The sequence below is a fragment of the Anaerolineales bacterium genome, from assembly GCA_015075725.1.
In the GTDB taxonomy this organism is placed as follows: domain Bacteria; phylum Chloroflexota; class Anaerolineae; order Anaerolineales; family Villigracilaceae; genus Villigracilis.
Genome location: JABTTV010000001.1, coordinates 2,198,162 through 2,220,047 on the forward strand (window position 1 = coordinate 2,198,162; position 21,886 = coordinate 2,220,047).

Below are 21,886 nucleotides of genomic sequence, written 5' to 3' on the forward strand. Positions count from 1 at the left end.
GTCCCTTTCAACAAGGGATATTCGAGGAAAAATGGCTCTGCGCGGAAATTTACGTGATTTTACGATCACCCAACTCTTGAATCTGATCAACCTTGCCAGCAAGACGGGAACGTTGGTGATCGATGGAGTTTCGGAGCAGGCGCATGTCTCGTTCCGCGAGGGAAAGCTGGCGTATGCGCGCATCGGTAAGGAGGACGGCAACCTTGCCTCGGTGCTTTACAAATCGAACAAGATCAATGCAAACCAATACAAAGCCATCATCGAACGAACCGGGCAGATGTCGGACAAGGAATTGGGACTTTTGTTGATCAATGCGGGTTACGTCTCGCGCGAAGATATTCTCCTGAATTTGCAGGCTTATTTTACCGATCAACTCAGGCGGCTGTTTACCTGGGTCGAGGGCATCTTTCGTTTCGAGAATGAAATGCTCCCGCCCGATGACCGCATTAATGTGCGACTCGACCTTGAGAACATCATCATCGAAGGCTCGCGCCAGTTGCGCGAATTGGAACAGCTGCAGGATGAGATTCCCAGCCTAGATATGGCGTTGAAGTTTACCGAACGCCCGCTGACGAACGTCAACTTGAGCGTGGACGAGTGGAAAGTGGTCAAATTCGTCGACCCGAAGAATACGATGCGTCAGATCGGCAGGACGAACAAACTCTCGGAAGTGGAGATCCGCCGAATCGTTTACGGCCTGTTGCAGGCCGGGCTTGTGGAATTGGTACGCCCCGCCGATGCGCCTTTGCCTCAATCTGTCAGGCCGCTTGCGCCGCAGGAGATCGAAGACAAGAAAACATTGGTGAACAAACTGATCGGCCGCATTCGCTCGTTATAATTATTCGAGGCCGAAAGGATAGGAATTATGCAAACGGTCAAAATGGTAGTCACGGGTCCCTTCAGCGCTGGCAAGACGCAATTCATCCAGTCGGTCAGCGAGATCGATGTGGTTGCCACGGAGCGAAGGATTTCCTCCGAGGAGGAGCGCTCGGTCAAAAACGCCACGACTGTGGCGATGGATTTCGGCCGCATCACTGTGGATGAGGACCTGGTCCTTTACCTGTTCGGCACTCCCGGCCAGAAGCGGTTCGATTTCATGTGGGAGATCCTATCCGAAGGGATGTTGGGATTCATCGTAATGGTGGACAGCACCCGCCCGGAGACCTTCCGTGAGGCGCGTTCGATCCTTGAAACATTCCGCGCTTATGCCCCCACTCCCTTTGTGGTGGCGGCAAATAAGCAGGATATGGATGACGCCTGGGAGCTGGAGGATATGGGTCATGCCCTGCGCCTCGATAAACATACCAAATTGCTGCCCTGCGTTGCAACGGACAAGGACTCCGTTAAAACCGTTTTGCTCGAATTGCTCTACAGCATCCTGAGCGAAATGGAAGGAAAATAACGGACAGGTAATCTTTAACTGTGTCTTCCATTACGACTGATCAGGGTATCGTTCATTACGAGGTTTTTGGACGGGGGAAACCTGTCATCCTTTTGCATGGTTATCAGGGTTCGTGGGGGCTATGGCAGGAAACGATGGCATTCCTTGGCGCTTTTTATCGCACATACGCGCTGGACTTTTGGGGGTTTGGTGAATCAGGCACGAAGCGCTCCACCTACGCTGTAAAGGATTTTGTCAGTCTTGTTTACCAGTTCATGGAACAATTGGGGATCGTGCGAGCGCCCCTAGTGGGACACAGCATGGGCGGCACTGTCAGCCTCATGACGGCGATCCAGCATCCGGATCGTGTGCAAAAAGTGGTTGTGATCGGCTCGCCGATTACCGGATCTTCCTTATATTTCTTCCCGCGTGTGTTTGGGTACAAGACCTTTGGCTGGCTGACCTACCATAACATGTGGATCTACAAGGGTTTTTACCGCCTTCTTTCCCCGCTCTATTCGAAGGATAAAAATTGGGCGAAGATGATGGACCGCGATGTTTCCCAGGTTTCCCTTGAAGCGTTTTTTTCCAGCATCGGCTCATTGCGCCGAACCGATTTGCGGCCAAGTTTGCACCTTGTCCAGGCGCCGGTTTTTGGGATGTATGGCGAAAAGGATATCGTTGTCGATCCCAAACAATGGCGTCCCCTGTTGAACGGCGTTGCCAAAGCCCGCATTGAACGCTTTCAAAAGGCGGGTCATTTCATCATGCTGGACGAGCCCATCGAATTCAATCAGAAGTTGAAAAATTTCCTGGACGAAGATACACAAACCCAATGAGCGCTGCAAACTTTCATTATCCCCCGAAAATGGGAAAAATCATCCTGCTTGGTTTGGAGGAAGTGATTGGAAAGGGGGGAGTGGATGCGGTCCTGCAATTGGGTGCATTGGACGAATTTTTACAGGACCACCCGCCCGAAGCTGGCGAACGGACGATTTCGTTCGAGACGGTGAGTCAACTCCAGCAGAATCTTGAACAACTCTATGGCCCACGCGGGGGGCGGGGACTGGCCGTGCGGGCGGGAAGGGCCTGTTTCAAGTATGGGCTCAAGGAATATGGTTCCATGCTCGGGCTGACCGAGATGGCGTTTCGCCTATTGCCCCTTTCAACAAAACTCCATACCGGCGCGCGGACTTTTGCCGAGTTGTTCAACAAACATACAGATCAACGGGTGCTGGTGGAAGAGACGGAATCGACGGTCTACTGGCATATCGAGCGCTGTCCTTTATGTTGGGAGCGAACTTCAGACGAGCCGGTTTGCCACCTGGCCGCAGGCTTGCTGCAGGAAGCACTCTATTGGTTGAGCAGCGGCAAAGTGTTTAGCGTGGAGGAGACCGCCTGTCATGCCCGCGGCGACCAGCGCTGTACGATCACAATTCAAAAAATGCCCCTGACGTAGTAACCCGCCTTTTCCTGATTAGTACTTCCCATCGGACTCTTGGCTGTGAAAAGTTTGGGCGGGCGATGGCATGACAATTTTGTTTCCTGCTCGGCGCGCCCGGCAATCCCCCTTTGATTTATAATTCCCTTCATGCTTAAAATCATCATGAACGCGCGAAACCACATCATGCCGTTCTGTGAACCTGCGCGCGAACTAAGAATACAAAATTCACCCCTCTGGCTTCACCAGCGGAATCTTCTCGCCCCCTATGTGACCCGGGAAATGGAGGTCGGCCAGGGTGAACGCATCCCGCAGGTACGGGAACAATCCATCGTTTATCGGGATAATCTTTTTTTCGACGAGCCATTCATCACTGCGTTCATGACCGAAGCACTGAAGCGAAACCGCCCCGTGCGCGCTGCGTTCCGGGCGGACGATCCCGCCTTTCGCGAGCATGCGCTACCGCTATCCACCTCTTACACTCCCGCCGGAAGTTTGCATCTTGCCGACCTTTGGTATTACCCGAAAGGGCCGGTGGCGGGAGCCGAACCGCTGGTGGTCGATATGGAGGCGCGCGAGATCGGGTATTACCACGTCCCAACATATATGGGCGACCAAAGCGGAGACCTTGTGTTTCAAGTCCCTCTGCGCTCGTTGATCGCGATCGATTCATGGGTGCATGTCTTCATCGCGGACATGGTCTTCGGTCAGTTTTCACGCGGCGCCCGTTATGAGAAACGCGCGAACGAAGAACTTTCCTTCAAACTCAAGATCCTCGGCAAAGCCATTTTTGAAGGACGCCAGATCTTCGAGTGTTCTGAAATCGTCATTGTGGGAAAGAACTGCACCATCGACCCCCGCGCGGTCATCAAAGGTCCGACGATCATCGGGGATAATGTCACCATCAACGCCGGGGCGGTGATCGACAACTGCCTGATCGGAAGCAATATCAATATTTCGCAGGATGTCCAGTTGATGCTCTCGGTGGTCGGCGATGGGGCATTTCTGCCATTTCGATCCGCCCTTTTCATGACCACCGTTATGGAAAATACGATGGTGGCGCAAAATACCTGCCTGCAAATGTCTGTCATCGGCCGGAATACTTTCATCGGCGCGGGGTCCACATTTACAGATTACAACCTGATTCCCATACCCCTGAGGGCGCGCGATGGAAATGGCTTGTTGGCTCCTTCCAACCGCCCGGTTCTGGGCGGATGCGTGGGACACAACTGCCGGATCGGTTCAGGCATGATCATCTACCCGGCTCGCACGATCGAGTCGGATGTTGTATTGGCTGCTTCAGCTGAACGAAGAGTCATCGACCGCGATATCACATTTGCCCAGAGCGACCACCATCGCTGGAAGCTGGCGAAACTCCACCAAACCCCCTATCACCCCGAAAGCCAAAAAGCAGAAGTTGAATCGTGGTAGGGGTTGTCGGACCCGGATGAGCCATGGATAGTTTCGCTTTCATCATACATCCCATCGACCCCAAGCGCGACGTCAGCCGGAAATTTCCGCTTTTGGGGAGGATATTGACGGAAAAACAGATCGACTTTTTTTCCACCTTTTTCCCGCCGGTTTACATCTCTGAAATCGAAGGAATCACCTCGAAAGCCACTGGAAAGCAGGTTAAAGGCTGGTTCCTTGCATGTCCGTATACTCCAAGACGCATGATGCAGTTGCCCGAGCGTACCGTCTATCGTAAAATTATACAGACGGGACGCGCGGCAGAAAAACTTGGCGCGGACATTCTCGGGCTGGGCGCTTTCACCTCGGTGGTGGGGGATGCCGGTCTGACCATTGCCAGGAACCTTGACATCCCTGTGACCACCGGCGACTCATATACGGTGATGATGGCGGTGCAAGCCATCCGCGATGCGGCAAAGGTCATGGACATCCGGATGTCGGAAGCGACCGTCGCCGTTGTCGGCGCCACTGGGTCGATCGGGCGCGTCTGTGCGGAACTGATCGCTGGTGAGGCCGCCCGGACCGTGCTCATCGCCCGGGACGAGAAAAAGCTCGAGGCTCTGCAAGACAGGCTCAAGCTCCAGGCGAGAAGCGAGTTGTGTATCAGTACGAAAATGGATGTCTTAAAAGAAGCGCAACTCATCCTGACGGTGACCAGTTCCATCCATGACGTCATACGTCCGGAACATTTGCAGCCGGGCAGTGTGGTCTGCGATGTGGCGCGCCCCCGCGATGTTTCTGCAATGGTCGCCGCGGTGAGAGATGATATATTAGTGATTGACGGCGGCATGGTGGATGTGCCGGGTTCCGTTAATTTCCATTTTAACTTTGGTTTTCCTGAAGGCAAGGCATATGCCTGCATGGCAGAGACGATCGCCCTGGCGTTGGAAGGCAGATTTGAAGATTACACTGTTGGCAAGGAGATTACGTTAAGCCGCGTGCAGGAGATCACGCAGATTGCCGAGAGACATGGTTTTCGTTTGAGCGGGTTCCGTTCGTTCGAACGGGAAGTAACGGAAGAACAAATCGAAGCCGTTCGTAAAAATGCCCGGCGGCGATGACGATAATTTTGATGGAAGAGAAACATACCCTTTGTTGAAAACTTCGGGCAATTGCCTCGAATGAATTTTCGACAACCGGCTGGAGGCTTAAATGGGAACTGCTCGCCTATTGGTAGTGGAAGACGATCTCGACATTGCCAACATGCTCAAAATCTATTTCACGGGTTTGCAATACGAAGTGGATGTTGCAAATCGCGGTCGTGACGCCCTGGAAAAGACCCGTCAGGTACTTCCTCATTTGATCGTGCTTGACATCATGCTCCCCGATATCGACGGGTATGAAGTTTGCCGCACGCTGCGCACCAATACGCGCACCAGCCACATCCCTGTGATCTTCCTGACGCAAAAGGATGAGCGCAGCGATAAACTGCAGGGGCTTGAGCTCGGCGCGGACGATTACATTACGAAGCCGTTCGATATCGAGGAATTGAAACTGCGTGTGCAAGGCGCCATCCGCCGCGCAGAGCGCGAAAGCCTTACCGACCCGCGTTCGGGTTTGCCGGCCGGGCGGTTGATCGAAGAGCAATTGCGGCGCATCATCCGTGAAAAATCATGGGCGCTGCTCGACCTGCGAATCAACAACTTCGATGCGTTCAAAGATGTATATGGATTCGTGGCAGGCGATGACTTGCTGCGATTTTCCGCGATGCTGATCGGCGAAGTGGTGGATGAAGTGGGAACGCCGAACGATTTTATCGGTCATGCGGGGGGCGATAACTTCATCATCATCACCACCACCGAAGCTGCTCCAAACATCCGTCAGAAGATCAAGGAACGGTTTGCTGATGAAGTGCAGACCCACTACAACTTCATCGATCGCCAGCAGGGGTTTATCCAGGCTCCCAAAGCGGAAGGCGGTTTCGAAAAAGTCGGTTTTATGACCTTCTCAGCTGGACTTGTCTCGCCGGATTTGCATACCTTTGCGGATATTCGGGAAATTACTGAACTGGCCGCCGAAGCGCGCAGACAAGATCCGACAGTAACCTCAGGCGCCTGAGGCAGGCGGGCTGTACAGTGTCTGTTGGTTTGGGCGTTGGAGTTTTCATCGCCGGGCTTGTGGTCGTTACACTGGCTCTGCTGGCATTGCGCCTGATGGCGCGATCCCAATCCGCCCCATCCGATAGAAACCCTTCCCTGCAAACTGCAACAGCAAACCATTCGAAAGAAGCCGTTATCGTCCTCCAGCCTGGTGGGAGGGTGGAGTATGTCAGCCATCCAGCCCGCTCCTTTTTCAATTTGCGTGACGACGAAGCCCATGACCTGGAGCGTCTTGCCCGGCATGTGAGACCGGCCGATGATTTCCTGGATTTGTGCGTAACGCCGGGATTGAAACGGGTCACGATTGGCGGCAAACCTGCCGAACTCGCCTCCTATGAAGTCCCCGGGGTGTATCCAAGAATGCTCATCTCTGTGCGCGCCAAGGACACTCCTTCTTCCTCGGCGAATGGGGACGAATCATCCGCTGAGATCCTGCGCGTGGCGACGGAATTCAGTCAGGGCATCGCCGCAAGCCTGGACCTCGAGACGACGGTGCGTTCGATTCTGGACCATGTCAGCCGCCTTGTCCCGTCCGATGTGCTTGAATTGAAATTATGGAGCGAGGAACGAAAATCGCTCGTCCCCTTCCGATATCAAAATCCCGCATCCAGCAAGATCGTTACGGCGTCTTTATCCCGTTTCGGCAGATTGACAGACCAATTATCGGCGCGGCGTGAACCGCTCATCATCAACGATGTGAACTCGATTCAGGAATATATGTCGGGCGGCGAAATGAATCCCATCCATTCCTACCTGGGCATTCCGCTTATGGCGGGCGGAGAGTTGGTGGGTACGTTGGAAGCGGGACAAATGAGCAGCGGGGCATTTGGTTCGCATGACTTGAATCTCCTTCACTTGATCTCGGGTCAGGCGGCGGTTGCCATTCGCAACGCAAGGCTGCATGAGGAGGAACAAAAACGCCGCGCAGAGTTGACAGGGCTGGCAAACCTCAATCAGGCTTTGAGCTCATTGCACGATGGCCAGGATGTCATTGCCCGGCTTGTCGAAAGCATTGCGCCACTTTTCCAGGTCGAGATCATCGGCTTCCTTCTTTACGATGAAAACAAACGCGTTCTTGAGGGCAGGGTCCCATTCCGGGGTCTTCCCGTTCATTTCGTCGAAATTTACCATGTCAATATCGGAGTCGACACACCCGCGGAAAAATTGATCGAGAGTCAGGAACCGATCATGACAACAAATGCGATGGGTGATGAATCCTGGGGAGCGCTTGGGTTTGGGGATATCGCAACGGCGGCAAGCCTTCGCGACGTCGCATTGATTCCGCTTCTTTCTTCGGGACGGATGTTCGGCTATCTGCAGGTGGGCCATCACTCCCGGGGAGTTGTCGCTTTCAGCGCGGAGGAGATCCGTCTGATGAGCATCGTTGCCAACCAGGCGGCTTCGATCATCGAAAATGTCCTGCTTGTTCAGCAGGCACGAGCCCGCACCCAGCGTGCCGATGCGTTGCGGCGTATTGCCAGCCTCGCCGCTTCATCTGCCACGCTCGACGAGATCATGAAATATTCGGTCCGTGATCTTGCCCGACTCTTCAATGCGGATACAGGCGCAGTTTTCCTTCTTGATGAATTGCGCGGGATGCTGATCCTGAATAAATCCTCCATGTACGGAGTTCCACAGGAGAACAGCGATTCCTTCATACAAATTTATCTTGATGACCCCCAATTTCGATACACGGTGTCGGGCAGCAAACGTTCGTTCATTTCGGGAGACCTGAGCGCGGATCGACGAGTCCTCCCTGTGTATCGCCCGATGGCAACCGCGCTTGGGATGGAATCTGCCATGGTTGTGCCGCTGATCGCGCGCGACCGCAGCGTGGGTGAATTGATGCTCGGAAGCAGGAAACCGGATAATTTCAATTCATCCGACCTCCAGGCGATCACCACAGCAGCGGGTCAGCTTGCGGCGGCGGTCGAAACGGCGGCATTGCTCTCACAGACCGATGCGTCTTTGCGCAAGCGTGTTGATCAGCTGGGTGTGATCACCCGTGTGAACCGCGAGTTGGTTTCATCGCTGGATGTCAGGCATCTGCTCAATGTGTTGCGTGAGGAAGCGGTGCGCATATCAGCCGCGGATTGTTGTTCGATCATCCTGATAGACCAGGCGACTGCTTCCGATCCTGGGATCCTGCTTAGAGTCGGCTGCGATCGCGCCTCCGCTGTGACCTCACCCGAATGGAACGTAATACGAAGCGGCGAGCCTTTGCTCATAAGTGATTTTGTTCAGGAGGCTGTACTTCCGCCGCATGAAAATGCCCGTTCTGCCATCATCCTGCCGATCCTATACCAATCGCGCACTTTGGGATTGATGAGCGTCCATTCTAATCACTCGAGTTTCTTCGCCCCTGAAACGGTCGAATTGCTGCAGATGCTGGCCGTGCAGGCAGGCATTGCGATCAATAACGCCAACCGTTATCAGGTGGAAAAACAACACAGCGAGTTGATGCGACGCCGCGCCGAAACCCTCGTACGCCTTACCGACGTCACTTACAATCTCGGTCACGACCAGCCGCTCGATCAGGCGCTAAACATGATTGCCCGGAATCTGCGTGACGCCACTCCATTCCGGGTGATTCTGTTAAGCATCGTCGACCAGGAGACGGAGCAGCTCCGCCGTGTCACTTCGATCGGTCTTACTCAGGAAGCGTGGAATGAGCTCTCATTGCGCAAACAGCCTGTGTCCAGTATCCAGCAGCTTATGCGCCCCGAATTCAAGGTGAGTCGTTCCTATTTCATTCCCTCCGATCAAACCCCCATCATCCCGCCGGATGTGCATCATCTGACGCTGGATGTCTATGCTCCGACGTCAAAAGGCGCCAATGCCTGGAATCCGGAAGATTTCCTGCTTGTTCCGCTTGAAGATACCGAAGGGCGAATGATCGGGTTGATCAGCCTTGACGATCCATCCAACGGATTGCGCCCGGATAAGGCAACCATCGAGGCCGTGGAAGTGTTTTCTGCGCAGGCGGCGCTGATCGTCAGCAATATGCTGCGCCAAAACGACCTGCGTTCGCGCATTGAGTCGCTTAATTCCGCCTTTGAACGTCAGCAGAAATTGATCGATATCGCGAAGAACGATCTGCCTCTCCTGCTTCGCAAAGACCTGGAGCAGACCATCGCCCTTCACAATCTTGACCGGCGCGCCCAGCGTGTCCGTGCCGGGCTGGCGATCACTGAATCTGTCAGCCGCCAATTGGACGCAGGCTCGGCGCTATCCGCCCTCGGACGTGAGACGCTCACCCAATTGGGAATGTCCATCGCCCTCATCGCGGAAAAGACGCCAGATGGTTCCCGCCTCTTGCATGTGATGGGTGGCCTTCCGCGTTCCACCAATGTAGAGGCGTTGTACGGTCAGCGCAATCCTTTGCGGACTTGTCTGCAAAACGGTCAACCCATTCTCATTCCCAACCTTGATGAAGATGATGAGTGGCGCGACGCATCCCTGCTGACCGCTTTGCGCGCAAAAGGCGTGATCTGCCTTCCCATTCTGGTCGAGAACAAGCCTGTTGCTGCAATGATGGCAGTAAGCCCAGAATCCATGCCATCTTTCACCGAAGAAGACCGGCATGTGTATACACAGATCTCGCAGCAAACCTCCGTCATCCTTCAGAACATCCATCTGCTTAATCAGACCCGCCGCCGATTGGACGAGGTAAACCTGCTGCTGGAGTTCAGCCGCGGTTTGGCCGGCATGGATGCGGACGCTGTGGTGAGATCGCTTCTTCAAAGCGCACGCCGCGTCATCCCGCATGCCCATGCAGGCGTGGCGCTGGTGTGGAATGCGAAAAGTGAAGCCCTTGTCCCACGCGCTGTGTCGGGTTACGCCGATAATGAAAGCATGATGAAGATCAACTATCGCATCGGGGAAGCCCTGCCGGGGAATGCCTTCATGAACCGCAAGGCGCGTCGCGTGGATGAGATCAATTTCCCGCGTGATTACAACCTCAGCACCGAAAATCTCGCACTTTACCGTCAGGCGACCAGCGGGCGCCTCCCGGTTTCCTGCCTTATCGTTCCCATTGTCTCGGCTGAACAAAACCTTGGGCTGTTGGTACTCGACAACTTCAATACTGCAGGCGCGTTCCGGGAGGAGGATGAAACCCTGTTGATCTCGCTTGCCCAGCAGGTGGCGCTCTCCCTGGATAACATGCGGCTCGTGCAGACTTCGCAGGAACGCGCAGGCCACCTACAAGCCCTGAACGACGCCTCAGCCTCTCTCACCACAAGCCTTAGCACTGACCAGCTCATCAATTCGCTCCTGGACCAGTTGAGTCCGATCCTGCCCTTTGATACGGCGGCACTCTGGCTCCGTGAAAAAGACCGCCTGACTGTTGTATCGACGCGCGGGTTCTCTGATGTTGAAGAAAGGCAGGGTTTGTCGATCTCAGTTTCCGACAGCGCGCTCTTCAGGGAACTTGCGCAAACAGGCCAGCCCATCTTCGTCAAGGATGTGCGGGAAGATCCGCGTTTTCCGCCGGTCGAATCCCCGCGCCTTTCCTGGCTGGGGATACCGCTCAGTTATAAGAACGAATTGGTGGGGGTATTGGCGGTGGAGAAGTGGCAGGCGAACTACTACACCCGCGAACAGATCCAGGCTGGGCTGACATTCGCAAGCCAGGCGGCAGTATCTCTGGATAACTCACGTCTCTTCGAAGACAGTGTCAAGCGTGCGACCGAACTCGACCAGCGTTCGCAACGTCTTACAGCGCTTAATAGATTCACGTCCACGCTTACCCGCTCGTTGGACACGGATCAGATCATGACGGCGACCGCCGATGAATTGCTCCAGGGTTTGGGCTCCAGCCGGGTTTCGATTGTGACGTTCGAACGGGGTCAAAACCTTTGGAAGTACACCATGCCCCGCATCCGCGCAAAACTGCCGCGGGTCCTGCCGGAGGCGCCCATCTTCGGCCGGCTGCGCGAATCGCTGGGAATCTTCAATACCGATGATGTCCACGCCGAGCCGGATCTTGCCTCCCTCCTTGAAATGCTTGGTGAGAACGCGCGAGCCTTGTTGATCCTTCCGCTTATCAGCGGGCAGACCCTCACTGCTCTCGTTTTTGTGCAGCTCTCCGGCGATACGCGTTTTGGCATTAACGAACTCGAAGTGGCACGGACCATCACAAACCAGGCGAGTATCGCATTGGAGAACGCCCGCCTGTATCAATCATCTGTGCGCATGGCCGACCGGTTTGCCGTGCTCAATGAAACGAGCTCCCTTGTCAGCGCCAGCCTCGACCCCGAGGAAGTGTACATTTCGGTTCATCACGCCGCCGAACGCCTCTTGCCGCTCGATTCTTTTGTGATCTCATTATTTGATGAAACATCGAACGAAATCGATGCAGTTTACCTCTATGACCGCGGTAAACGCCTTCAGGGTGAGCGGGTTCCTCTTGGAAAAGGATTGAGCAGCGAGGTGATTCGCTCGGGCAAACCATTCCTGATTCCCGATGCCACGAACTCGAAGATCGATTTCATGCAGGCAGGCAATGACGACGAGATCACAAGATCCATCCTGGCAGTCCCGATGACGGTTGGAGGCAAATCGTTGGGAATGCTTTCTGCACAGAGTTATCAGGCAAATGTTTATTCGGATGAAGACGCCCAGCTTCTCGGCACGCTTGCGAACCAGGCGATCGTCGCCATCCAGAATGGACGCCTCTTCAACGAAACCCAGACCCTCGCCTCCGAACTCGAAGTTCGTGTTCTGGAGCGAACCGGGCAGTTGCAGCGCGAGAAACAGAACACCGATACCCTTTTGCGCATCCTCACTGAAGTGTCTTCGAGCCTCGACCTTGACCGCGCGCTGAATCGCACGCTTTCGCTTCTCAACGATGCCACCGGCGCGGAGCAGGGTACCATTTTGCTCGTCCATGCCGAGGACAATCTGCTGCATTATCGCGCAGGCTACGGTTATCTCTCGGATCGTTCCACTTCATCGAACAAGGGATTTACACTAAAGATCGGAGAGGGTCTGGCAGGATGGGTTGTCAAACACCGCGAATCGGTGTTGATCGGCGACTTGTTCGAAGATCCGCGCTGGGTTCGAAGTACAGCCAGCGGTCAGGATCATCGAAGCGCGATTGCCGTTCCCATGTCTGTGGGCGAGGATGCAATCGGCGTTCTCATGGTCTTCCATCGTACAAAAAACTACTTCAGCGCGGAATTGCTCAACCTCGTTACCGCGATTGCGGGGCAGGTGGCGGTTGCGATCAACAATGCTCGCCTCTACGAACTGATCCGCGATCAGGCGGAACGCCTCGGATTGATGCTGCGCAAGGAACAGGTTGAAGCGAGCCGTTCTCAAGCAATCCTGGAAGCGGTGGCAGATGGAGTCCTGGTCACCGGCGCGGACAACCGGATCTCATTCGTCAACTCATCCATCACCCGCGTCCTTGGCGTTGACGATACACAGTTGCTTGGGAAATCCCTGGAAGCCTTTGCCGGTTTGTTTGGCAGTTCTTCCGTCGAGTGGATCAAGACCATCCGCCGCTGGTCTGAAGATCCGTCCACTTATCAGCCCGGTGAGATGTACGCAGAGCAATTGGAGTTGGAAACCGGGCGCATCGTTCTCATCCACCTTGCGCCTGTGATCCTTGTAAACGATTTTCTCGGAACGGTTTCCATCTTCCGCGACATCACCCGCGAGGTGGAAGTGGACCGGCTCAAATCCGAATTCGTGGCGACCGTCAGTCACGAATTACGCACACCCATGACGGCGATCAAAGGCTACGTGGACATCCTGACCATGGGCGCTGCCGGTTCATTGAACGAGAATCAAATGCACTTCCTCGAAGTGGTGCGGAACAACATCGAACGCCTGAGCATCCTTGTGAGCGACTTGCTGGATATTTCCCGAATCGAATCGGGCCGCGTGAAATTGGAGCAGGGATCGGTCAACCTGTATGAGATCGCCGAAGAGGTGGTTGCAGAGGTCTTGCGCAGGTCGCAAAACGATGACAAACCGATCGCTCTTTCCCTGGATGCACCGAGAGGACTGCCCCCCGTGAGGGGCGATAGTTCCCGGGTCCGCCAGATCATCAGCAATCTTGTCGTCAATGCGTACAATTACACGCCCGAGAACGGCGCCATTCTGGTGAACATTCACCCCGACTCTGTCAGCGAGGAGGTGCAGGTGGATGTGCAGGATAGCGGCATCGGCATCAAACCCGAGGATCAGAGTCGCATCTTTGACCGCTTTTACAGGGGCGAACATCCCCTGGTGCTTTCCACGCCGGGCACCGGGCTTGGATTACCCATCGTTCGTCAATTGGTGGAAATGCACAATGGAAGAATTTGGATGAAAAGCTCAGGTGTGCCGGGCGAGGGAAGTACTTTTTCCTTTACCCTGCCCATCTACAAAAACGGAGACTAAATGGCAAGAATCTTAATCGCTGAAGACGAACCAGATATCCGCGAACTCGTGGCATTCACCCTGCGTTTTGCCGGGCATGAAGTGACCACGACAATGAACGGCGAAGAGGCGTTTCACAAGGCGCAGGAAATGATCCCCGACCTGATCATGATGGATGTGCGCATGCCGCGTATGACCGGCTACGATGCCTGCCGCGCCATGAAGCAAATCCCCTCGCTCAAGGATATTCCCATTGTATTCCTCTCCGCAAAAGGACAGGATGCGGAAATTCAATCCGGGCTCGAGGCAGGCGCGGAGGAATACCTGCTCAAACCGTTCGCCCCCGACCAATTGGTGGAACGCGTCAAGGCGATCCTTTCGAAATTTGGAAAATAAATGAGCGCGATCATTCTAGACGGATCGATGGTGCATTATGAGGCGTTGGGACGCGGGCGTCCCATCATCTTCCTGCACGGCTGGGTTGGCTCATGGCGGTATTGGATCAACGCCATGCAAGCCTCCTCCACATCGTTCCGCGCTTATGCCCTGGATTTCTTCGGTTTCGGAGATTCGGATCGAAACAAAAACCATTATACGATCGAAAAACAGGCAGAGCTTCTCGATCGTTTCCTGAATAATCTGGGAATTGGAAAGGTGGCATTGGTGGGCCACGACCTGGGCGCGCTGGTCGGTTTTCAATACTTCAAGGCTCACATTGAAAGCGTGGACCGGATAATGGCGATAAATGTCCCTCTGGAATATGATCTCCTCACCGCCCGGATGCGGACGGCTCCCGCCACTGACCTTGCCGAATGGCTGACGAATCGTCAGCCCGAAGCTCTGACCGCCCTTTCAGACGCCTCAAAAGTGGACCCGGAAGCAGTCTCAGTCTCGATGAGCAGTTTACAAGGTTATAGCATTTTTCCCCAGGTGCGAAACTTCGGCGTGCCCTGCCTTTTTGTTTATGGCGCGAATAACCCGGCTCTTGCCAGCATACCCTTTCAGGATAACGCACTGCCGATGCACATGCACCAGATCACGCTCGAAAATTCGGGACATTTCCCCATGCTCGACAATACTCCACAGTTCAACCGGCTTCTGGTCGATTTTCTGGCATTGGACTCGGGGGCAAGCCCCACAGAATTGCAAATGAAAGAGGAATGGAAACGGCGGGTCCGCTAAGAATACCGTGAGAAAAATCACCTCACGGTATTTTTTTACTTGACATTCCATTTACACAGTTCTATACTCGAATCACAATTGAACGGAGAGCCTTTACGAAAGGCTGAGAGGAGCGTGAACGCGCTCGATCCGCATCACCTGATCTGGTTAATACCAGCGGAGGGATTTCTCAATACGCCTGCCCACATCCTCCGCTGCCGTGAGGATGTTTTGTTTAACGGACGATGGACCATAGACCACTGACCGTGGTTTTCCACCGTCCACGGTCTATCGTCCATCGTCCAACTATGAGAATCATCATCTTTGCCAACGGCAGCCTGCCAAATCTCGAAAAAGCCCGCGCCCTCCTCCGCCCCGACGACTTCATCCTTTGCGCAGACGGCGGCACGCGTCACGCCCTGGATTTGGGACTAACTCCCAATATAGTGATCGGAGATTTGGATTCGGTTACGTATGAAGAAAGAAGAAAGATGAAAGAAATGGGAGTTGAGGTTTTGGAATTTTCGAGGGATAAGAATGAGACTGACCTCGAACTCGCCATAAACCACGCATTGACCCTCAATTCAAGCCAAATTCTCATCCTCGCTGCCCTCGGTGGCCGCATGGATCACACTCTCGCGAACATCACTTTACTTTCCAACCTTCAACTTGCAACTTTCAACATCCGACTCACCGACGGCGTGGAAGAACTCTTCTTTTGCCGCGACCAAGCACAAGTCCAAGGAAGAAGCGGAGACATCGTCTCCCTCATCCCCTGGGGCGGCGAAGTGACCGGCGTCTTCACCGAAAACCTGCGCTGGCATCTTCATCATGAAACGCTTTACCCCGATAAAACTCGCGGCATCAGCAACGAGATGACTACGGATGTTGCGACGGTTACGGTTGATAGTGGTTTGTTATTGATTGTTCACACCATTGGCGATACGTAATTCGTAATGCGTAATTAAACTGAAAAGGAAATCCCATGAAAAAACACACACTGATCACTGTTTACTGTTTACTGCTCTCCGCTTGCGCCCCCGCCAGTCCCGCCACCCTCACCATCATGACCCACGACTCATTCGCCATCTCTGAAGATGTTGTGACCGCATTTGAACAAGCCAACAACGTTGATGTTGTTTTTCTGGCGAGCGGCGACACGGGCACGATGCTCAACAAAGCCATCCTCGCCAAAGATGCCCCGCTTGCGGATGTTATGTTCGGCGTGGATAACACCTTCCTCTCTCGCGCCCTCGAAGCGGACATCTTCGATGCCTATCAATCACCCGCACTTAGTGATGTACCTGCTGAGTTCATTCTTGACTCTTCAAATCGCGCCCTGCCCGTGGACTATGGTGATGTCTGCATCAACTACGATAAAAAATATTTTGCAGAAAATAATTTAGCTGTGCCGCAGTCGTTCGAAGATTTGGCAAAGCCCGAATACAGTGGCTTGCTCGTGGTGCAAAACCCCGCCACGTCTTCGCCCGGCTTGGCATTCATGCTTGCCACTCGCGCTTATTTCGGCGACGGCTTCCTCGATTATTGGCAGAGCCTCAAAGACAATGGAGTGGTGGTTGTGGATGGTTGGGAGACCGCCTATTACACAAATTTCTCGGCATCTTCTGGTAAGGGACCTCAGCCGATGGTCGTCTCCTATGCCTCCAGCCCCGCTGCGGAAGTGGTCTTCGCCGCCGAGCCATTGACCGAGTCTCCGACCGCTTCCATCGTTGCGCCGGGCATGTGCTTCCGTCAGGTTGAATTTGTGGGCATCTTGAAAAACGGACAGAACCGCGACCTCGCCGAAAAATTTGTGGACTTCATGCTGGGCAAACAATTTCAAGAAGACATGCCGCTCAATATGTTCGTCTACCCTGTGAATCAGTCTGCGCAGCTGCCTGAGGTATTTATGCAATACGCCCAAGTTGCCAGTCAGCCCGCTGCCATTACCTACGAAGACATCGCCGCCAACCGTGATGCATGGATCGAAGCGTGGAATGAAGTGATGAAGTAGGAGAGAAGCAAGAAACGAGAAATGAGAAACGAGTAGACAAGTAGACAAGGTAAACAGGTATATGAAATCCGAAAATGTTGATCACTCAAAATACAAGTGGACGAGTGTACCTGTTTCCCTGTTTACTAATTTACGTGTGTACCTCTGGCTTCCCACCATTCTCTTTCTCCTTTCCTTTTTTTTCTACCCCCTCTTCAAAATCCTCACCCTCACCTTTAACCTCAATACCCTCACCGACCCAAACAACCTCCTCATTTCTAGTAACTCGTTACTTTTTACTTTCTACCAAGCCACCCTCTCCACCCTCCTCACCTTCACCCTCGGACTCCCCGCCGCCATCCTCTTCTCCAAATTCAACTTCCCCGGCAAATCCCTTCTACGTGCGCTGACCGCCGTCCCCTTCATGCTGCCCACCGTCGTCGTCGCTGCTGCATTCAACTCAATTTTTTCTCCACGCGGACTCTTTTCTTTCTTCTTTCCTTCTTTCATCATCCATCCTTCACCCTTCATCCTTATCCTCATCGCCCACACCTTCTACAACACCTCCATCGTCATCCGCATTGTCGGCAACGCCATCTCACGGCTCGACCCAAAACTCGAAGCCTCTGCCCGTTCCCTCGGCGCGGACACGTTCCACGTCTGGAAGGATGTCATCCTCCCAATTCTTCGTCCATCCCTGCTTGCCGCTGCCTTGCTCGTTTTCATGTTCGACTTCACGAGTTTTGGCGTCATCCTCTTGCTCGGCGGATCACAATTCGCCACTCTCGAAGTGGAAATCTACATCCGCGCCCTGCAATTGCCCAACCTCAACCTCGCCGCGTTATTATCTGTTATTCAACTCATCTTCACCCTCATCTTCTCCATCCTCTACTCACGAACCATCAACCAAGTGAGCACCCAAACCGCCCCGCGCTTCTCCCAAGCCCGCCCTCCTAAAACAATCAAAGAAAAAATCTTCGTCACCACTCTCGCCCTCTTTCTTTCCTCTTTCTTCTTTCTTCCTCTCATCTCTCTACCAATCCGATCATTAACTCGCCTCGAAGCCGACCGCGGACAACGCACCGAAGTCCAATACGGTTTCACCACCGACTACTACGAAGAACTCTTCATCAACCGACGCGGCTCGTTGTTCTACGTCCCGCCTGTGCAAGCCGCGCTCAACTCGTTGGGTTTTGCTGGCATCACCGTCATTCTTTCGCTTGCGCTTGGTTATCCTGCCGCCTATGCTCTCGCCAAACCAACGCGCCTCGAAAAATTTCTCGACCCCTTCCTCATGCTGCCTCTCGGCGCCTCTGCCGTGATGATGGGTCTCGGCTTCATCCTCTCCTTTGGTCGCCTCATCGCTTCGCCATTCTTCATCCCCATCGCGCACACGTTGATTGCTTTGCCTTTCGTCATTCGCACACTGCAACCCGCACTCGCCTCCATCCCTGAACGACTGCGTCAAGCCGCATCGACTCTCGGCGCGTCACCTTTGCGCGTTTGGCAAACCGTCGACTTTCCCATCCTTTCACGCGCCACACTCAGCGCCGCCACCTTCGCCTTCACCGTCTCGCTCGGCGAGTTCGGCGCCACCCTGCTCATCACCCGCCCCGAATATCCCACCATCCCCATCGCCATCTCGCGCTTCCTCTCGCAGCCCGGCGGTCTCAACTACGGTCAAGCCATGGCGATGGCAACCGTCCTCATGCTGCTCACCACGCTCAGCATTTTGCTCATCGAAAAATTGCGTTTCAACAACGCCGGAGAACTCTAATGCTCGAACTTCGCAACGTCGTCAAATCCTACGAAGGCAAACCTCTGCTCACGGATATCTCCTTCACCGTCGCAGAGGGCGAGACCATCTGTCTGCTTGGCGCATCGGGCAGCGGCAAAAGCACCATTTTGAGGATGATTGCTGGGTTGGAGTTTCCTGAACGTGGAGCGATTCTGCTAAACAGCCTTGACCTCGCCGGTACACCGCCTCACCTCCGTGACTTTGGCTTGGTCTTCCAAGACTATGGGCTTTTCCCTCACCTGAACGTTTTTGACAACATCGCTTTCGGCTTGAAAATGCGTAACGCATCTGCGGACGAAATCAAACAGCACGTCTCTGCCTTGCTGGAGCAGGTCAACCTCTCCGGTTTTGAATCTCGCAAAGTGACCGACCTCTCCGGCGGCGAACAGCAACGTGTTGCACTTGCGCGAGCGCTTGCACCCAGTCCGCGCCTGCTGATGTTCGATGAACCCCTCGGCGCATTGGACCGATCCCTAAAAGAAGACCTGCTCAATGAAATCCGCAGCATCTTGCACCAGACAAAAATCCCCGCCATCTACGTCACCCACGATCAGGAAGAAGCCTTCACCATCGCAGACCGTATCCTCGTCTTGCACGAAGGGACGATCATCCGCGGTGGGACGCCGAGTGAAATTTGGAAAGACCCACAGTCCGCTTTTGTGGCGAGGTTGCTTGGGATTGGGAATGTGGTTGAAGGCGAAGTAATCGCCGAAAATAAAGTCGAAACTATATTTGGTACTTTCAATTTGAACTGCACAAAAAATATCGGATCAAAACTTCAATTACTACTGACCGAGTTCCCCTCCCCTTTAGGGGAGGGGCGGAGGGGAGAGGTCCGAGGTGAGATTCAACTCACAGTGGAGGATGTGTTTTTTAAGCAGGACCAGTTCCAGGTCAAGGCAAGAGGCGGGCTTGTCATCCACATGAAAGACGCGCCCCGCATTGGAGACGTCGTCACTGTGAAGGTTCAGGTAAAATGCCTGTCATGAAAATCCTGAAAAAGAATCTGGCAGAAGAAACAACTTGGCAATATGATGGCAAAGTTGTCAATCGCGGAGAAAATTTTGTTACGGTTGAAGCCTTCTTCAACCGAGACGATATGCCGTTTCAAGAAATCGTTTTGAAACGCAACGACCGCTTTGTGGAGACTTTTTTCACCGACAAATGGTACAACATCTTTGAAATTTATGATCGCGATGATGGAAGGTTGAAAGGCTGGTACTGCAATATCACCAAGCCTGCTGTCATTGAAGATGGGCATGTGGCGTATGTTGATCTTGCCCTAGACTTGTGGGTCTCTGCCAATGGTACGCGCAAGGTCTTGGACGAAGATGAGTTGGAAGGGCTGGGATTGGATGAGGCGTTGAAGCAGAAAGCCTTTGCAGGCCTGCAGGAACTCGAACGATATTTTGAATCAAAAAATCCTCCGCGCTAACGGAGGATTTTTTGATTTCGAACTTGGCTCAGCCGCCCATGGCAGCCATGATTTGATCGCCGAACATCCAGCCGCCCGCGATGAGCGCACAGCAGCAGCATAGAAGAACAACAACTACGATCACGATAATCATGGTGGTGTTATTCTTTTTCGGCTCTTCCGGGGAAGGGGTGACAGGCATTTCAGACATGATTTCTCTCCTTGTTATTGAATAATTTATTGCATTATAAACGATGTTATACAGCCTGGGATTTTTGATTCCTGCCCATCCACCACCAGAGGAGAAGCGAGAGGAGGACGATGAGAAGAATCACGGCGATGATGGGGAGTAGGACTGAAAGCACAGAGGCGATCGTGGCAAAGATATCTTCCGCGATCGAAACCGGGACGTTTCCGGCGCCGCCAGTCGTGGCTGTGACCGCGGGCCGTACCGCCGCGGATTTTACCGTGTGGACACTGCCTGCAATCAGCAAACCGCAGGCAAGCGCCAAAACAGGGTTGACGTCTGTGATGACGTTTGCGCTGGCGGCAAAGGCGACAGCGCCAGCCGCGGGGCGGACGACGGTTTGGATCAGGTCGTTGATGTGGTTGACGGCGGGGACCTTATCTGCGACCATTTCGATGATGACGAGCACGCCGAGCAGGATCAGGATCCATGGATTGGCGAGCAGGTCGAAGGGTTTGGCGAGATTGAGCGTGTTCGGGAAGTAATGCGCGATCACGCCCACCACCAAAAGCGGAATGTAGGCATTCAACCCGGCGCTGGCTGAAAGCCCAAAGGCGGAAAAGATTCCAAGCAAGAGTTCCATTTCTTTCTCCTATTCAAGTATCGTGCATGTTTATTATACGATTTTTAAGCAATTTCGTTGTCATCCAGAGAGGCCCGGAAACCCGCTCCATGTACCGGTAAAGCGGAGTCGGATGAGGTCGATGCTCAGGATGAGCAGCAAAGCCAACGTCAGGCCGGAGGCGAATGCCAACCAAAGTTGTCGCGGATGTTCGAACGTATTATCCTGCTTCATGATGATCGTCCACAATAGCCCAAAGACGATCACCAAAAGCGACAATGTGCCAAGCGCGCTGATGTATGCGATGGGATAAAGTACGAATGGGCTGTCTGTAAGGATGAGCAGATTGATGACGATGATGCCCGCAACGAGAATCCCAAGCTTTTTCCATTCGAGGGCGGGACGGTCATCGAGTTCGCGCCAGAGTGTCTGGTTGATGACGGGGTAAAGCATGGCAGCGAGAGCAATACCCATGCCGCTCCCGGTGAAGAGTCGCAACGTTTGATTTGGAATATAAAGGTTTGGGATTTGGTCGAGAGGGCTTCCGTTCCCGCTGGTCTGTTTGAGCAGGTAAAGATATGAGTTCGAGCCGTCCACGCCGAACGCGACGAAGAAGGCGAACAAAACTGCTATGATCCCGCGCTGGGGAAGTTTGCTGCGCCTGCCGCTAACAAATATCTGGAAGAGAAGCGCGAGCCCGGCGGCGTAGAATTCGCCGGTGCAGCGCGCGCAAAGCGGAAGCTGGCGGTCATCGATCTGGAAGGAACGCGCATCGATGCGGTGACAGACGGCGTAGCCGATGGCGTCCAATTTGCCGAGCGCGCCTTCGGGCGCGATGATGAACCAGGCAATGACCGCCGCCAGGGCGCCAATTGGAACGACCCAGCTGGCGATGCTTTCGAATTTCGATGGTTGTGGATTTGTTTGCATTCGGCAGATTATACCCATC

Annotated in this window: 18 protein-coding genes and 1 riboswitch; of the genes, 15 read left to right on the forward strand and 3 right to left on the reverse strand. The window is 54.0% G+C overall.

Features of this window, described 5'->3' with window-relative positions:
- Positions 1-31 precede the first annotated feature (31 nt).
- The 15 genes from HS100_10685 (at position 32) to HS100_10755 (ending at position 20,149) form a co-directional block, all read left to right on the forward strand.
- On the forward strand, positions 32-838 hold the full coding sequence (locus HS100_10685; protein MBE7434374.1) for a DUF4388 domain-containing protein: 807 nt from the start codon (positions 32-34) through the stop codon (positions 836-838).
- Positions 839-865: 27 nt separating this feature from the next.
- Entirely contained in the window at positions 866-1,402 is a 537-nt protein-coding gene (locus HS100_10690; protein ID MBE7434375.1) for an ATP/GTP-binding protein, read from the forward strand.
- A 20-nt stretch (positions 1,403-1,422) separates the two neighbouring features.
- Complete coding sequence (locus tag HS100_10695; protein MBE7434376.1) at positions 1,423-2,220, forward strand: alpha/beta hydrolase; 798 nt, start codon at positions 1,423-1,425, stop codon at positions 2,218-2,220.
- Positions 2,217-2,840, forward strand: coding sequence for a 4-vinyl reductase (locus HS100_10700; GenBank protein MBE7434377.1), 624 nt, complete (start codon positions 2,217-2,219; stop codon positions 2,838-2,840). The genes HS100_10695 and HS100_10700 overlap by 4 nt, the downstream gene beginning before the upstream one ends.
- Before the next feature lie 132 nt (positions 2,841-2,972).
- Positions 2,973-4,253 carry a multidrug transporter gene (locus HS100_10705; GenBank protein ID MBE7434378.1) on the forward strand — a complete coding sequence of 427 codons (1,281 nt, stop codon included), beginning with the start codon at positions 2,973-2,975 and terminating at the stop codon, positions 4,251-4,253.
- A gap of 23 nt (positions 4,254-4,276) precedes the next feature.
- Positions 4,277-5,353, forward strand: coding sequence for a shikimate dehydrogenase (locus tag HS100_10710; GenBank protein MBE7434379.1), 1,077 nt, complete (start codon positions 4,277-4,279; stop codon positions 5,351-5,353).
- Positions 5,354-5,444: 91 nt separating this feature from the next.
- Positions 5,445-6,350: a response regulator gene (locus HS100_10715; GenBank protein MBE7434380.1), complete on the forward strand. Its 906-nt coding sequence runs from the start codon at positions 5,445-5,447 to the stop codon at positions 6,348-6,350.
- 17 nt (positions 6,351-6,367) lie between these two features.
- Complete coding sequence (locus HS100_10720) at positions 6,368-13,783, forward strand: GAF domain-containing protein (protein MBE7434381.1); 7,416 nt, start codon at positions 6,368-6,370, stop codon at positions 13,781-13,783.
- Positions 13,784-14,158, forward strand: coding sequence for a response regulator (locus HS100_10725; GenBank protein ID MBE7434382.1), 375 nt, complete (start codon positions 13,784-13,786; stop codon positions 14,156-14,158). It abuts the gene before it with no gap.
- Positions 14,159-14,944, forward strand: coding sequence for an alpha/beta hydrolase (locus HS100_10730; protein MBE7434383.1), 786 nt, complete (start codon positions 14,159-14,161; stop codon positions 14,942-14,944).
- Positions 14,945-15,017: 73 nt separating this feature from the next.
- Positions 15,018-15,127, forward strand: a riboswitch (TPP riboswitch).
- A gap of 104 nt (positions 15,128-15,231) precedes the next feature.
- Positions 15,232-15,873 carry a thiamine diphosphokinase gene (locus HS100_10735; GenBank protein MBE7434384.1) on the forward strand — a complete coding sequence of 214 codons (642 nt, stop codon included), beginning with the start codon at positions 15,232-15,234 and terminating at the stop codon, positions 15,871-15,873.
- A 35-nt stretch (positions 15,874-15,908) separates the two neighbouring features.
- Positions 15,909-16,937, forward strand: coding sequence for a thiamine ABC transporter substrate-binding protein (locus tag HS100_10740; protein ID MBE7434385.1), 1,029 nt, complete (start codon positions 15,909-15,911; stop codon positions 16,935-16,937).
- Between the two features lie 61 nt (positions 16,938-16,998).
- Entirely contained in the window at positions 16,999-18,693 is a 1,695-nt protein-coding gene (locus HS100_10745) for an iron ABC transporter permease (GenBank protein MBE7434386.1), read from the forward strand.
- Positions 18,693-19,703 carry an ABC transporter ATP-binding protein gene (locus tag HS100_10750; GenBank protein MBE7434387.1) on the forward strand — a complete coding sequence of 337 codons (1,011 nt, stop codon included), beginning with the start codon at positions 18,693-18,695 and terminating at the stop codon, positions 19,701-19,703. Before HS100_10745 ends, HS100_10750 begins: the two co-directional genes overlap by 1 nt.
- Positions 19,700-20,149, forward strand: a complete 450-nt coding sequence (locus HS100_10755) for a DUF402 domain-containing protein (GenBank protein ID MBE7434388.1) — start codon at positions 19,700-19,702, stop codon at positions 20,147-20,149. The genes HS100_10750 and HS100_10755 overlap by 4 nt, the downstream gene beginning before the upstream one ends.
- A 28-nt stretch (positions 20,150-20,177) precedes the next feature.
- On the opposite strand, the gene HS100_10760 is transcribed toward HS100_10755, so the two are convergent.
- From HS100_10760 to HS100_10770, 3 genes are read right to left on the reverse strand one after another with little or no spacing between them, the layout of a single operon-like run.
- Positions 20,178-20,339, reverse strand: coding sequence for a hypothetical protein (locus tag HS100_10760; protein MBE7434389.1), 162 nt, complete (start codon positions 20,337-20,339; stop codon positions 20,178-20,180).
- A 46-nt stretch (positions 20,340-20,385) separates the two neighbouring features.
- On the reverse strand, positions 20,386-20,958 hold the full coding sequence (locus HS100_10765) for a DUF4126 domain-containing protein (GenBank protein MBE7434390.1): 573 nt from the start codon (positions 20,956-20,958) through the stop codon (positions 20,386-20,388).
- 60 nt (positions 20,959-21,018) lie between these two features.
- On the reverse strand, positions 21,019-21,867 hold the full coding sequence (locus HS100_10770) for a DUF2085 domain-containing protein (protein MBE7434391.1): 849 nt from the start codon (positions 21,865-21,867) through the stop codon (positions 21,019-21,021).
- Positions 21,868-21,886: the final 19 nt, after the last annotated feature.

Excerpts from the sequence above, each read along its gene's own strand:
- HS100_10685 (MBE7434374.1), top strand. The coding sequence starts at position 32 with ATGGCTCTGCGCGGAAATTTACGTGATTTTACGATCACCCAACTCTTG.
- HS100_10690 (MBE7434375.1), top strand. The coding sequence starts at position 866 with ATGCAAACGGTCAAAATGGTAGTCACGGGTCCCTTCAGCGCTGGCAAG.
- HS100_10700 (MBE7434377.1), top strand. The coding sequence starts at position 2,217 with ATGAGCGCTGCAAACTTTCATTATCCCCCGAAAATGGGAAAAATCATC.
- HS100_10705 (MBE7434378.1), top strand. The coding sequence starts at position 2,973 with ATGCTTAAAATCATCATGAACGCGCGAAACCACATCATGCCGTTCTGT.
- HS100_10710 (MBE7434379.1), top strand. The coding sequence starts at position 4,277 with ATGGATAGTTTCGCTTTCATCATACATCCCATCGACCCCAAGCGCGAC.
- HS100_10715 (MBE7434380.1), top strand. The coding sequence starts at position 5,445 with ATGGGAACTGCTCGCCTATTGGTAGTGGAAGACGATCTCGACATTGCC.
- HS100_10725 (MBE7434382.1), top strand. The coding sequence starts at position 13,784 with ATGGCAAGAATCTTAATCGCTGAAGACGAACCAGATATCCGCGAACTC.
- HS100_10730 (MBE7434383.1), top strand. The coding sequence starts at position 14,159 with ATGAGCGCGATCATTCTAGACGGATCGATGGTGCATTATGAGGCGTTG.
- HS100_10735 (MBE7434384.1), top strand. The coding sequence starts at position 15,232 with ATGAGAATCATCATCTTTGCCAACGGCAGCCTGCCAAATCTCGAAAAA.
- HS100_10740 (MBE7434385.1), top strand. The coding sequence starts at position 15,909 with ATGAAAAAACACACACTGATCACTGTTTACTGTTTACTGCTCTCCGCT.
- HS100_10745 (MBE7434386.1), top strand. The coding sequence starts at position 16,999 with ATGAAATCCGAAAATGTTGATCACTCAAAATACAAGTGGACGAGTGTA.
- HS100_10750 (MBE7434387.1), top strand. The coding sequence starts at position 18,693 with ATGCTCGAACTTCGCAACGTCGTCAAATCCTACGAAGGCAAACCTCTG.
- HS100_10755 (MBE7434388.1), top strand. The coding sequence starts at position 19,700 with ATGAAAATCCTGAAAAAGAATCTGGCAGAAGAAACAACTTGGCAATAT.
- HS100_10760 (MBE7434389.1), bottom strand. The coding sequence starts at position 20,339 with ATGTCTGAAATGCCTGTCACCCCTTCCCCGGAAGAGCCGAAAAAGAAT.
- HS100_10765 (MBE7434390.1), bottom strand. The coding sequence starts at position 20,958 with ATGGAACTCTTGCTTGGAATCTTTTCCGCCTTTGGGCTTTCAGCCAGC.
- HS100_10770 (MBE7434391.1), bottom strand. The coding sequence starts at position 21,867 with ATGCAAACAAATCCACAACCATCGAAATTCGAAAGCATCGCCAGCTGG.